The 13,406-nt window shown below is 57.3% G+C and carries 7 protein-coding genes and 1 pseudogene; 3 read left to right on the top strand and 5 right to left on the bottom strand.

Annotated features, from left to right (window positions below):
* Together JS533_RS12255 and JS533_RS12250 are read right to left on the bottom strand one after the other, a co-directional pair.
* Positions 1–1,981: InlB B-repeat-containing protein (locus JS533_RS12255; RefSeq protein WP_241514968.1), on the bottom strand; the 1,981-nt coding region annotated here is incomplete at its 3' end.
* A 139-nt stretch (positions 1,982–2,120) separates the two neighbouring features.
* Positions 2,121–3,452, bottom strand: a complete 1,332-nt coding sequence (locus tag JS533_RS12250) for a GmrSD restriction endonuclease domain-containing protein (RefSeq protein ID WP_241514966.1) — start codon at positions 3,450–3,452, stop codon at positions 2,121–2,123.
* A gap of 239 nt (positions 3,453–3,691) precedes the next feature.
* Between JS533_RS12250 and JS533_RS12245 the strand changes: the two genes are divergently transcribed.
* Positions 3,692–5,512, top strand: coding sequence for a phosphatase PAP2 family protein (locus JS533_RS12245; protein WP_241514964.1), 1,821 nt, complete (start codon positions 3,692–3,694; stop codon positions 5,510–5,512).
* Between the two features lie 51 nt (positions 5,513–5,563).
* Here the strand turns inward: JS533_RS12245 and JS533_RS12240 are convergent, their stop codons facing one another.
* Positions 5,564–7,135 (bottom strand): hypothetical protein, encoded by a 1,572-nt coding sequence (locus JS533_RS12240; RefSeq protein WP_241514962.1) that lies wholly within the window; start codon positions 7,133–7,135, stop codon positions 5,564–5,566.
* Positions 7,136–7,278: 143 nt separating this feature from the next.
* Between JS533_RS12240 and JS533_RS12235 the strand changes: the two genes are divergently transcribed.
* Together JS533_RS12235 and JS533_RS12230 are read left to right on the top strand one after the other, a co-directional pair.
* Positions 7,279–8,448 carry an acyltransferase family protein gene (locus tag JS533_RS12235; RefSeq protein ID WP_241514960.1) on the top strand — a complete coding sequence of 390 codons (1,170 nt, stop codon included), beginning with the start codon at positions 7,279–7,281 and terminating at the stop codon, positions 8,446–8,448.
* A gap of 99 nt (positions 8,449–8,547) precedes the next feature.
* A complete protein-coding gene (locus JS533_RS12230; RefSeq protein WP_241514959.1) occupies positions 8,548–10,992 on the top strand; it encodes a glycosyltransferase family 2 protein in 2,445 nt (814 codons plus the stop codon).
* 67 nt (positions 10,993–11,059) lie between these two features.
* Here the strand turns inward: JS533_RS12230 and JS533_RS12225 are convergent, their stop codons facing one another.
* Both JS533_RS12225 and JS533_RS12220 read right to left on the bottom strand, forming a co-directional pair.
* Positions 11,060–11,755 (bottom strand): hypothetical protein, encoded by a 696-nt coding sequence (locus JS533_RS12225; RefSeq protein WP_241514957.1) that lies wholly within the window; start codon positions 11,753–11,755, stop codon positions 11,060–11,062.
* Between the two features lie 213 nt (positions 11,756–11,968).
* Positions 11,969–13,406 (bottom strand): annotated as a pseudogene (locus tag JS533_RS12220) (hypothetical protein); the annotation flags it as partial.

The following is a 13,406-nucleotide window of genomic DNA, read 5'->3' as shown; positions in this document are numbered from 1 at the left end:
CGCCCTCGACCTTCCAGCCGTTGCGCTTGAGGACGGTCTGCTCGTGCTCGTCCGTGGAGTACACGTGCTTCGCACCGTTCTTCAGACGAACCACCTCAACCGGAGCAGTCTGCACCAGCAGATCCTGAGCAGCCTGCAGCTCCTTCAGCAGCGTCGCAGCCTCATCAGAAGTCAGATCCTCATCCTTCGGACCAAGCTGCGCCTTGTGGGCAAGGTAAGCCTTGAACGCCTTGGCGTAAGCGGCCTTAGAAGCAGCGGTGTAGTTGTTCGTCGTATCGACAACCTCGCCCTCGTCGCTGGTGTCCACAGCCTGCTCCTCCGGAGCCAGCTGGTTGCCGTCGGCCTTTTCCCAAGCGGCGTAGAAGTTGCTCGGAACATCAGTCCACTTGCTGATCGTCTGGTACTTGCCCGGAGCGGTCTCGACCTTACGCTGATCGAGGTACTGCAGGTCACCGGCGGCAGTGATCTGCAGCTGAGCATTCTCCGGCAGCTTGTAGTTGTCGTACTGGGACAGCAGGGCTTGAGCGGAAAAGGCGTCTTCGTACGAAGCGGTCGGGTTGCCCGCGGCGTCCAGCGCATGAGTCTTGGCGAAGCCCGAATCGACCTTGGCCCAAACGTTCTCGGTCTTGCCGTCAACGGTCTTCTTGACCTTCAGCCACTCGTACTCAGCCTTGACGTTGGAGCCGTCCTTGTACCAGCCGATGAGCTTCCAACCGTCACGGGTCGCGGTCGGCAGAGTGAACGTATCGCCCGAAGCGTAGTCCTTCGAGGTCTTCTTGTTCGCATACTGGTAGTAGTAGGTAACGGTGGCCTTGTCAGTGGTCCACTGGGCGTACAAAGCTGTATCGGCGCCGATCTTCAGAGAGGACAGGTCAACGGTCTTCTGACCGTAGCCCTTGGTCGTGGACCAGCCGGCGAAGGTATAGCCATCGTTACGAGTCGGAGTGGTCGGCGCAGTCGGAGCCTTGCCATTGTCCACAACCTGCTGATCGACGACAGACGTCCAGTCGCCCTCAACCTCGGACAGGAAGGTGACCAGATACGCATCCTGCCAGGCAGCCGCAGTGTACGTCCAAGCCGGGGCCTTCGCCTGGCCGACGGTATCAAAGCCGGAGAGCTTCTTGCCGGTCTGGTCGGTCCATTCCGTCACGCGAGTATGCTTCGAGGGATTGTAGCCGTTCGGGAAGGTGACCTTGGAAGTATAGGCGTAATCCTTCTTCTCGAAGACAGTGCCATCAGTGCCCTTGAACGTCACCTTGACGGCCGGGTCGACATTGGCGGCCACGAGCTGGATGTCATTCTCAGTGCCGTTCGCGTACACCAGCTTGCCAGTGAAATCAGTCGCCAGCTGGTCGAAAGTCACGGGATCGGAAACCTGGGTCGCATTAGTGGACTGATTGTCGATCTTCCAAGAAGTAACGATCTGGCTGTTCGGCACGTCGCCCGGGATCTCCCACTTGGCGATCTTCTTGTCCTTCTTGGACACTTCGATGCTGCTGTTCGTCGCGAACGTGGCGTTGACGGCGCCGTTGTACACGCCCTGGGCCTGCGTGCCGTCCCAGCTGATCTTGACCAGATCATCCTGGTCCGCGTAATGCGCGTACAGGGTGATGTCCTTGTTTAGATAGGTATTGGCGAAATCGAACTTCTCGGCACCGTCATCCGGGGACAGGTACCAGCCGGTGAACGTGCTCTGAGCATTGTTCGCGGTCACCTTATACGCAGTATTTGTGTACAGGGTATCGAACTGGCCATCCTGAAGGTCGGTAACGCTAGAGGACTTAACCTCAAGAGTCCGAGCGCCACCAGGCAGAGAGCCCTGACGGCTGTCGCCCGCATTCAGCGTGACCGTGAAATTATACTTAGCAGCCTGAGCCGTCGTCGCATTAGCGGTGCCGGCGGCGACGCCCATGGTCGCGAGCATCGCGACGGAGGCGAGGCCGGCGAGCGGCGCGCGCCAAACCTTGTTGTTTCCTGTCATAGTCAGGAACCTTTCTTCTAGGGACACAGGAAACAAGAAGGTAGGTAGAGCTCACGGCCGTTTGCGGCTCCTCCGGCTGCATGTACAAACAAGGCTCAGCCAGACGAGAACATCGTCGGACTGAGCCTTGTTAATCGCTTTAACGACGCCAGCGAAGACGTCCCGCGTTATCGGGCTTGCACGTATAGACCTTGCCGTTTTTCTTGCCGATGCCGGTTGCGCCCCTAGGCGAGCAGAACGCTCCCGGCGTCACCTTCTTCTGTGTGCCGGTCTGAGGCTTCGTCGAAGGCTTGGGCGCGGAAGGCTTGCTGGTATTCGGCTTGCTGGACGGCTTCGAGGGGGAAGGCTTTGACGTGGTCTGAGTTGGATTGAAAGGAGATCCCACGCCGGCGGGCACGCTCTGTCCCGGGCAGGAGGTCAGTACGTTCCGCATCGCGTCGCGCTCGGCGGTGGTTACGTTCAGCTTGTACTTGCTCTTGATGCCGATCTGTCTCGCGACATAGGCGCAACGGTATTGCGTGTTGCTTGGCAGCCATTTGTCGGCGGCATAATCGCGCTTGTCCTCATTGGCCTGATCGTCGACCGCAAGCAATACGTAAGGGTCGTTCGCGTACATGAGACGCTGCTGATCGGTCCAGGTGTTCGCACCGGATTTCCATGCGTTCGAAAGCGCCACGACGTGGTCGATCTGGACTCCTCCGTCATTGTCGGTATCGGAACCTCGCACGAAATTGATGGTCGTGCCCGTATAGGGATCGTGCAGGATGCCGGAGGCGACCCGGCATGAGTCTTTCTTGACCACATTGGTCAGGTCTCGAGTGAGGATATCGTCTCGCGTTCCGCATCCGTTGCCGTCCGTATCCGCCCAGGATTCACCGAACAGATCTCGGTTGTAACCGGAGGCGAGACGATCGTTCACGGTCAGCTGTTCCAGTACGGACAGGGCTGTGGGCGTTGCCGATGCTTTACCGAGGGTTTCGTATTCGTTGGCGTCCACAGTCCACAAATGTTCTCCGTTGGACTGGTTGAAGGCACGGTAGACCGGCAGATTGGCCGAAGAGCTGACGTACCAGGCAATGCCTTCATATTTCCAGCCTTTACCGGTCAGTACGTCGCGTTCGTGCGTGTCCAGCGTGTAATTGTGCTTTTTGTTCTGGGAATTGTAGATGCGATAGACCGGCTGGCCTTTGGTGTCCGCACGGAATGCGACGCCTTCATACTTCCATCCGTGTCGGGTCGACAGCGCCTTACGCTCGTTGGCATCGACGGTGTAGTGGTGCAATCCCGTTGCCGGATCGCTGAGCCGATATACTTCGATGCCTCCGGTCGACGGTGCCATCCATGCAACGCCTTCCTGCCTCCATGCCGATGCCGCCTCCGCGGTTTCCGTATGAGTTGACAGGGCCAGTCCAAAGCTGGCCGTTGTCGTCGCAATGGCGACAACGGCGGACATCGTTTTGCGGATATCCATGGGCTTCTCTCCTCACTTCATGGTTATTTCTCGACGGAGAATTCTACGGGCACGACCGGATCGGAACGTTGTTTCGACTTGCTTGCGTATATTCCTGAACATGCCTTCATAAAGTTGAGTGCAGACGGCTCAAAGTTAACTCTTGGTGACCTGTAGATGATCTTTGTTTCGCTCCCGTAGTGTCTCTTCCTGAATATGTCTAGAACTGAAGCTGTTGGATTCCTGAGAAGGATAGGAGCATGATGAAGCAGAACACAGCAAAGCGTGCACTGCTGGGCACGATGGCGAGCGTCGCGACGATCGCCATGCTTGCGTGCGCTGGTGTTACCGCGAATGCGGCGGACGCGTATCCGTCCGATGCGGCACAGCCTGATCTGGTCAAGCTGCTGGCTGATTACGAGAACTACTATCAGCCGGCCAACACGTACGACAAGAACGATCCGTCCAAGCCGTTCGGCAAGGGTACAGTCAAGGATGCCGCCACACTCAAGAATGACGACGACATGACGTTGGCCATCAATCAGGCCGCCGCCAAGGCGGACGCGGAAGGCGACGGCACGAAGACCGCCACGCATCAGCAGAAGCGTGCTCTGATCGATGCCGATTACAAGATGGCGGAGACTTTGCCGGACGCCCTTGGTCCGGTGCTCGGTAAGTACTTCTCCGACGGTCTTGCGGATGGTTCTCTGCCGAAGACCAGCGAACTGCTGATTAGCAATGGCGATACCAAGAGCTTGGTTGCCGATTATCTCGATACCGGAACCGCCAAGGTGACGTTCAATCACACGCGTCCGCTGTATGACCGTACTGATGGCGGCTACGTGGCTGCCGGCCTCGAGAAGACCGTGCCGATCACCCATGTGCCGAACTACGGAGAGCACAAGGCCGGCTATGATGATTTCGCCACTTCGGGTTCGTTCCCGTCTGGCCACACCACCTACGCCTACTCCGGCGGCATCGCTCTGGCGACGCTGTTCCCGCAGCTGGCTCCCGAGATCGTGACCCGCGCCTCCGAGGCCGGCAACAACCGCATCGTGCTCGGCGTGCACTACCCGCTCGACATCATGGGCGGCCGTATCGATGGTGAGGTCGCCAACGCGACCCGTTGGTCCGATGAGGCGTTCCGCAAGGACAAGCTGATCCCGGCCTACAACGAGCTGCAGTCCTACATGGCCGACAAGTGCGTGGCCGACGGCTACGCCACCAAGCAGGCCAAGGCTTCCGACACCGTGCAGACTTGCGTGAACAAGCTCGGCGCGAACGCCGGCAAGGGTTACACTAACTCCTTCGTCGACGCCGTGTCCAAGGTCGCCGTCACCGATCGAAAGTCCGCGATCGAAGTGTTCACGAACCGCATGACCTACAACTTCAAGCAGACCGGCAAGGCCGGTCAGGCCGCCGTGGTTCCGGAAGGCGCCGAGAACCTCCTCATCACCGCGTTCCCGACCCTGACTGCTGATCAGCGTAAGGCCGTGCTCGCCGCCTCCGAGATCGACTCCGGCTACCCGCTGGATGCCTCCTCCGAAGGCTACCAGCGCATCAACCTCGCCAAGGCCTACAGCGCCAAGGTGACGCTCTCCAAGGATGGCAAGGTCGAGAACGTCGAGTTCGGTCAGCCGGAAGCCTCCGTCGTGGTTGATGATGGCACGTCCGTTCCGGTGTATCGCCTGTACAACAATGTGACCAAGCTTCACCTGTACACCGCCGATGCGAACGAGAAGGACACCCTCGCCGCAAAGGCCGAGTGGACCGTGGAAGGCGTCGTGTTCAACGCCGCCAAGAAGGCCGACGACACCACGCCCGTCTACCGTCTGTACAACGCGAAGAGCCGCGCTCATCTGATGAGCTCGGATGATGCTGAAATCAAGGCCCTGACCACTCGTCACGGTTGGAAGGTCGAAGGTATCGCATGGTACCAGTCCGACAAGGGCACGGTGCCGGTGTACCGCATGTACTCCCCGACCAAGGGCGAACACCTGTACACGACCGATACCAACGAGTATCAGGTGAACTCCAAGAGGGGTTGGACTCCGGAGCGCGTTGCTTGGATGGGTCTGTGATCTAACCAAGACCATATGAAAATGGGAGGGGATTTTCCCCTCCCATTTTTGTTATTGATGATACTGATAGACGCTGCAGCGGATGCCGCCGTGCGCCGATCGCAGTGATTCATCCACTTGAGGCTCGTCTACCACGCCGATGCCGACCATCTGCGGATACTGTGCAAATGCCGAATCCAATGCGGTGTTTCCGGAATCCGAACACGCAACGATAATGGTTTCATCCGCATTTGCCAGATTCGTCTGAATGAGTTCTGCCGTCTGCTGCGGGGCCGCATCATCCGAAACCGAACCATGCTCATTCCAGTATGAGCGGAACTCATTCGTCACGTATGACATTTGTCCGCCGACCGCCATGCTCCACATGGTCTGACCATGGGTAAGGTACGGCAGAGCATTGCTGACCGCATATTGCGTGCCGCGATCCTCGATGGGAACGATGACGGCATTATGCGTTTCGACGGTGTTCAACAGTACCCCCAAAGCCTTTCCGGAAGAGAACGGCTCGCGAAGATCCGCATAGGCGGATCGCATGGTCGCCGGAGCCATCAGTAGGGCGACAAGTGCAGTCGCCGACGCCAATATGGTCCGACTGTAACGCCACAGTGTCTTATGACCGGAACCTCCCTCACTGAGGGAATTGTCGGAGATCGAAAATGGCACGATAAGCATAAACAGAGCGAACCATCCGGCGATCTTCTGTATGCTGCCGATCGGGTACAGCACCACATCCATGAATGTCAGCCACAGTACTCCGGCAGTCCCATATAGTCCCGCCGAAATACTGTGCAGAAAAGCGGCTGCCAGCGCCGCGATGATCAGTAGGATAACCGTTGCGAGCGCAATCGTCTGATGCCCGGCAAAGACGGACTCCGCGATCGGAGATGTCATCATCTTGATCTTGCTCAATACGGAGCCCGACATGGAAACCGGCTGTTCCCCGCCCATTAATTCCAGTAATGCCGCCACGGCAGAACCGACAGGCAGCAGGAACGGCAGAGGGAAGCGCCGGCGAGTCCGACACCATTCGATGGCCTGCAGCAAGGCGAGCATGCCGGCAAAGGCGAATACCAAAGCGTGAGTCTGGAACAGCAGCGCCAATATCACCGCATACAGCCACGGGTGCCTGCTACGGCTTGGATAAAGCAATGCCAATGCTGCGGCGAACAGTGCGATCAGGCAATAGCTGCGCGACACCACGGACGGCCAGTAGAAAAAGACCGGCGTGAAAAGCAGCGGCAGTTTCCAAGCCGCTGGTGTCTTCGCAAACATCAGCAACGCCGCCGCCACGAGCGTGATCGTTATGCTCAAGGCCTCCAAACTCCAGTATCCGACCCCGAGTCTGGCGAATGGCATGAGCACGAAGAACCACAGCGCCGGGTGCCCTTCCTGCCGGCATATCTCGGAAAGGATCTGCCATGGCGATGCGTCACGCGCGATCAGCCAAGCCTGCGATTCGTCCCGCCAAGGTTCATGGTTCACGGCGAGAACAATTTGGATGACCGCATACAGAAGATAGGCCGTTGCCAATGCTCCGGAAGCGGGGCTGAGACGGATGCTTATCCGAGACACATCATGTTTGGCGTGCATTGCCATGCGACGTGAAAATGCTTGACTGGACATTGTCAACAGTGTATCGCAAGGATATTCCCGTCTGGTCTTGCGGCCGGCGAGGCGGCGACATGGCGTGTCAATCCGAGGTCGGATAATACGATGAGCACGGTCGTGGATGCCGTGGGAAAGACGTTGTAGCAAGGAAGAGAAGCATGGCCGCAAAGCACACCGTACGTAGGAATCTGAACCTTGACGTGCTCCGCATTGTCGCCATGCTGCTGATCGTGGCCTGTCACGCCGCCCTGCATATCCCGTGGCTGCTCAACGTCGACAACATACCTCTGCAGTACCTTCCTGGGTGGAAGTCCGCGCTGGCTTTTCTCGTGGTGCAATACGGGCAGGTCGGCGTCTCCATCTTCTTTATGATCTCCGGGTATTTCCTCGTGCGTAAGGCTTTTCGATGGGAGCGGGTATTCGGCACGTGGTTTCAGATGCTCTGTTATTCGGTGCTTTCCTTTGCGATCGTGGCCTTATTGCTGCAATCCGTTGACTTTCCCGACAAAGTCATTGCTTTATTCCAAGCGGACAGCATGCCCCACACCATTGAAATCGCGTTCTTCCCCTTCCTGTTCAACGCGTACTGGTTCGTTACCGCATACATGGTCATGCTGTTTGCGGCTCCTTTCGTCAATTGCCTGTTCGCCCATATGCCGCGCAGGAGCATAGAACTCTTCATCTTCCTTCTCGGATTTTTGGCGACGTGGAAGTTGCTGGGCATCACCGTCGTCATGTGGACCAATATCACATACGCAGTGCTTGGATACGCGATTGGCGGCTGGATCCGTCTCTATGGGAGCAAGAGCTCTATCCCGGGCAAGCCGATCGTGCTGTGCCTGATCATTATCGTCTCCAGCGTGGTCATGACGGTGTTCAATCATGCTGCTGCGGACCGCACCGCATTCACCCGGCTCTTTGCTTGGGAGACCCAGATCAAGCCGGGCATCGAGATTCTGCCGATGGTCATTGCGGCGGCGATCGTCATGCTCGCTCTCGATGTTGACCTGTCGTGGATCGGAGGGGTTCCCCGCGTGCTGATATTGCGCATGGCCGCGGCCACGTTCGGCGTATACCTGATTCATGAGAACCAGTTCTGGTATCGGGTCATTTGGCCGGTCATCACGGGTTCACTGCCGATTCCGCAATCGTTCCCCGACAAACTGATGATGGGCGGTCTGATTGTTCTCCTCGTCTTTTTCGGCGCCGGTTGCGTGGCGTTCCTGCTGGATACCTTGCTGGTTCATCCCCTGACCTCGATGATTACGACGGCGGCCAAACGGATCGGCCTCCGGGGGCAGAAGCGACTGAGGCATGCCGGCAAATAGAAGGGAATCTGGGATCCGGGCCAGTTCGATGGTATCTGGGCTTTTCCCCTGAAGGCGCGGTGCTTGGGCAAGACCAGATCAGATGCAAGAATGGAAACCATGTCCACTGTGAAAGTATTGGGTCTCTGCCGCGGCGATGGCAAAGGCTACATCAAGATCGCAACCGAATCCGCGCCAGAGCAGCTGATGGCCCGAGTGAAGACCGGAACGGGCCGCATTCTCGAATGCCCTCTGTACCGCATAGGTTTCCCCGGCGAGGATGCCATCGCCCGGGAGGCTGCCGGCGATATCGTGGAAGGAGCAGGCAACGTATCCGTGCTGGCGGTGCCGCTCTTGGATGGAACTTCGCTCGAAGTGGGCATATTCAATCGTTCGGATCCGCAGAAGCCCATCTTCGTTCTGCCGTTCAACGCCTTGGAAAGCAAGATCCGCTCTCGCCTGACGTACAAGTATCAGAGCAATTTCGCGAGGCAAATACGAGATATCGATCAGCGCAGACTGTCCGGTCGCCCATACACCTATATCACCGGCATCTATCCGGTGGAAGACAACATGGTCGCCTGCCGTTTCCGAGTCCGGTACCCATACACCGACGGTAACGAGCGTTGCGAAATCGTCGTGCTGGATCACAACGGCCAAGTCATGGATGTTCATCCGAGGGTGATGGAAAGCGGAGCCATTACCGATCCTCAGGATTCAAGCCAATACTTGCAGGAAATCGAATACTCCATCCCACTCACGGACCAGCCACAGGCGGTCTGCATCTATGCCAAACCGGAATTCCATGACGGTAATTTCACCTGCATTACCGAGGCCATGTATACCGGTCTGCTCAACGGTGCGTTCGACCTTACTAAAAAGCCGTGGTGGGACGAAGGATATGCCGTATGGTTCGAACGTCACCGCGCCACCTGGAGCGACGTCGCCAATCAACGCGAGATCAGTCGACGCTGGGATCAGCGTCCGCTGATCAGTATCGTCACTGCAGTATTCCGCCCGCCGGTCGAATTCCTCCGCGCATTCATCCAATCGGTACTGGCCCAGTCCTATGAGAACTTCGAGCTGATCCTGGTGAATGTCAGCGGCGATTCGCCGGAAACCTCCGCAGTGCTCGACTCCATCACCGATACGCGTGTACGGATCATCACCGCAGACAATGCAAGCATCCCGGAAAACACGAACATCGGCATTCGCGCCTCTCAGGGCGAATACATCGCGTTCGTCGACCATGACGACGTGATCGAACCTGATGCGCTGTATCGGTATGTGTGCGAAATCCATCAGCACCCGGACGCCGACCTTCTGTACTGCGATGAGGACCTTTTGGACAACGGGATCTACCGGTGGCCGGTATTCAAACCCGCATTCAATCCGGACATGCTGTATGGCGGCAATTATGTGACGCACATGCTCATGGTCAGCCGGCACGTCCTCGAACAGGTGGAACTGTCCGGCGCAGACGTCTCCGGTGCGCAGGACTTTGATCTCACGTTGAAATGCGCGGAGAAAGCCCGTTCCATCCGCGCCGTTCAGCACGTGCTCTACCACTGGCGAATGCACCAGAACTCCACCAGCTCCAATAAAGACAGCAAGCCGTATGCCGAAGAGGCCGGCAGGCTGGCGGTAGCACGGCACTTTGAACGTGTCGGCGTAAAGGTGGAAGTGACCGGATCCGAACTGCCATTCCGGTATCGCACCAAGTATCTGTTCGACAAGGATCCCTTGGTGAGCATCGTCATCCCCACCAAGGATCACTCCGAACTGCTGGATCAGTGTCTGCAGTCGGTCCTGAACAAAACCACTTATGAGCATTTCGAGATCGTTCTGGTCGAAAACAACAGCATCGAACAGAAAACCTTCGACTACTATGAGCGAATCCAGAAGGATCCTCGGGTGAAGGTGGTCACCTGGCCGGGCAAGGGATTCAACTATTCCGCCATCTGCAACTACGGAGCGTCCCATAGCAGCGGGGAACTAATCCTCTTCCTCAACAACGATACCGAAGTGATCACCGAAAACTGGCTCGAATCAATGGTCGGTTTCTTTGCCCGGCCTGAGGTTGGCATGGTGGGTGCGAAACTGATCTTCCGAGACAAGCTGGTCCAGCACGGCGGCGTATGGGTTGCGCAGGACCATTGCGGGCATTACGGGGAGATGATGTCTTATAAGGACGGCGGATACATGGAAACATTGCGGTACCCCGTCGATGTGGCTGCCGTTACGGGCGCCTGCCAGATGGTTCGACGTGAGATTTTCGAGAAAGTCGGAGGTTTGGACGAGGACCTTGCCGTGGTGTTGAACGACGTCGATCTCAGCCTCAAGGTCGGAGAAGCCGGGTACTTGGTCATCTTCGACCCTCAGGCCATGCTGTATCACGATGAGCACGTCAGCCGCGGCCGAGACGAGACCGACAAGGATCGTGCGCTGCGCGCCATCGACGAGCAGGCACGTTTTTACGCCAAATGGGATCGGACCATCGTCAAGGGCAAGTACCTGAACTCCAATCTCAATCAGGCCAACGGCCACTACAAGATCAGTTGGTAATACGATGGGTGGGTGCGGTCATAGAATCCGTGACCGCACCCACCCATACAATCCAGCGTTGTGCTACTTATTGACGCCAACGCAACTTGCCGTTAGCGTCATACTTGCAGGTGTAGGTCTTGCCGTTCTTTTTACCGATTCCCTTGGCTCCCTCCGGTGAGCAGAACGCTCCCGGAGTGATGCCTTTCTGTGTACTGCTGGGCTGAGAAGGTGTCGGCTTCGGCTTTGAGGGTGTAGTCGTAGGCTTGGTGGATTCCTTACCGAGAGCGGCATACTCATTGGCGTCAATAGTCCACAGATGCTCGCCATTGGAAAGGTTGCGGGCACGGTACACCGGCAGATCAGCCGACTGTCCCACATACCAAGCAACGCCCTCATAACGCCATCCATACTTGTTGGCCAGCGTATCGCGCTCATTGGTATCCAGCGTGTAGTTATGCCTCTTGTTCACAGGGTTATACAGTCGATAGACTTCCTGCCCCTCCGTGTCCGCATGGAATGCAACGCCTTCATACTGCCAATGATGGTTCTTTACCAAGCCGTCGCGTTCATTGGTATCAACCGTGTAATGGTGCAGACCGGTGCGGGGATCCTTCAGTCGATATACTTCCATCCCGCCGGAGGAAGGCGCCATCCACGCCACGCCTTCCTGCTTCCAACCTGCTGCATTTGCTGTGGAAACGCCGGTGACGGATGCTAATCCGAAAGCGACGATCAACGTCAATGCAGAAACCAGCGCCGATATTGTTTTTCGCATTTGCATAGGGATCTCCTCCACTTCATTGTCTGATATCTCTCATCCCACAGTCTACTTTGAATGCCGCCCAAGAACAGGAGCGTCTGCAGGCAGGACGGCAGACCACACTGACGTATTAAGATTCAGAAGATCATGCTCCAAAAAAGCGGCCCAGCATTGCTGCTGGGCCGCTTTTCTAGGGATGTCACCCGAAAGTTGACTTTGGCTGAAGGTCACTAATCAGTGAAGTCCCATCCAGGCCAAACCTTCCTGATTCCAATCGCGCGTTGCGTTAAGGCGATATTCGTTGATATCGGCCGTGTACAGATGCTCACCGGAAACGGGCGAGTACATACGGTACACCGGAACCGTGCCGTCATCCGACTGATACCAGACGATGCCTTCGTCGGTCCACCCGTGCTTCGTGGACAGCTCCGAGCGTTCGTGATCATCCAGCGTGATCAAATGACGACGGCTCTGCGGATTGTACAGACGATATACCGGCTTGGCGCCAGCAACCTTCTTGGACACCTTGAAAGCCACGCCTTCGTCGGTCCACCCGTGCTTGGACGTCAGGACATCCTTTTCGTGGGTGTCCGCAGTGTACAAATGCAGACGAGTCTGCTTGTTATACAGACGGTACACAGGAATGGCGTTGGTGTTAGTCGTGTTCTGATTGCCGCTGTTCGGTGTGCTCGGCGTATCCGGGGTATCAGGCTGATCCGGCTGCGTCGGCTGCTTCTTGACGAGAGTGCTCTGCGCATCCGTCAGTGCCTTGGCCGCCGCGTCGACGTCCTTCTGGCTGGCCTTCTCATCGGCGGAAACTTCCTTCGCCGCCTTCAGCGCCTCGGCGAACGGCTTCCAAGAGTCGGCCGTGTAATCCGCCTCGTTCTTGGTCTCCGCTTCCTTGATAGCCTTATCCAACTCAGTCTTGTCGACCTTGGCCGGCGGAGTCGGGGTGTCATCCTTCTCCTTCAGACCGGCCTGTGCTTCGGTCAACGCCTTGGCTGCGGCGTCAACATCGGCCTGAGCGGCCTTGTCGTCAGCCGCGACCTTCTGGGCTGCAGCGAGAGCTTCGGCGAACGGCTTCCAAGAGTCGGCGGTGTAATCCGCCTGCTTCTTGCCTTCCGCATCCTTGATCGCGGCATTGAGTGCCGTCTTGTCCGCCGGCTTCGTGGTCTCGGCCTTCTTGAGGCCGGCCTGGGCCTTGGCCAGTGCCGCAGCTGCGGCCTCAACTTCGTCCTGGGTGGCCTTGTCGTTGGCGGCGGTCTTCTTGGCGGCTTCAAGAGCTTCGGCGAACGGCTTCCACGTATCAGCCGTGTAGTCGGCCTGTTTCTCGCCTTCCGCCTTCTTGATCGTAGCGTTCAGCACGGTCTTATCCACCGTTGCAGTAGATGAGGGGACAGTCAGCTTATTCCAGAGCAGACCATCCTTTACCAGTGCGACAAGATGATGTTCGCCCCCGGAAATGTTGGTGGGCAAGGTCAATGCAATCTTACCGTCGTCCGGGATGACAAATTCCCCAAGATCGTATCGGTCGGACAGAACATATATGGCGCTATTGCTGTTTTCGTGGGTGTGGGTTCGTTGTTGAGTCGTTGAGGGAGTAAGAGAAAAGCGCTTTCTGGGTAGGATGTTTAACGACCAAGAAAAACAACAACCAAAAAGCGCCTGATGA

Source organism: Bifidobacterium amazonense (genome assembly GCF_018555435.2).
GTDB classification, from domain to species: domain Bacteria; phylum Actinomycetota; class Actinomycetes; order Actinomycetales; family Bifidobacteriaceae; genus Bifidobacterium; species Bifidobacterium amazonense.
Note: the sequence above shows the minus strand (reverse complement) of the source record. Positions and strands in the feature narration are given on the sequence as shown.

What these genes read in the sequence shown, in the direction of transcription:
- JS533_RS12250 (WP_241514966.1), bottom strand. Translation starts at nt 3,452, where the DNA reads ATGGATATCCGCAAAACGATGTCCGCCGTTGTCGCCATTGCGACGACA.
- JS533_RS12245 (WP_241514964.1), top strand. Translation starts at nt 3,692, where the DNA reads ATGATGAAGCAGAACACAGCAAAGCGTGCACTGCTGGGCACGATGGCG.
- JS533_RS12240 (WP_241514962.1), bottom strand. Translation starts at nt 7,135, where the DNA reads ATGTCCAGTCAAGCATTTTCACGTCGCATGGCAATGCACGCCAAACAT.
- JS533_RS12235 (WP_241514960.1), top strand. Translation starts at nt 7,279, where the DNA reads ATGGCCGCAAAGCACACCGTACGTAGGAATCTGAACCTTGACGTGCTC.
- JS533_RS12230 (WP_241514959.1), top strand. Translation starts at nt 8,548, where the DNA reads ATGTCCACTGTGAAAGTATTGGGTCTCTGCCGCGGCGATGGCAAAGGC.
- JS533_RS12225 (WP_241514957.1), bottom strand. Translation starts at nt 11,755, where the DNA reads ATGCAAATGCGAAAAACAATATCGGCGCTGGTTTCTGCATTGACGTTG.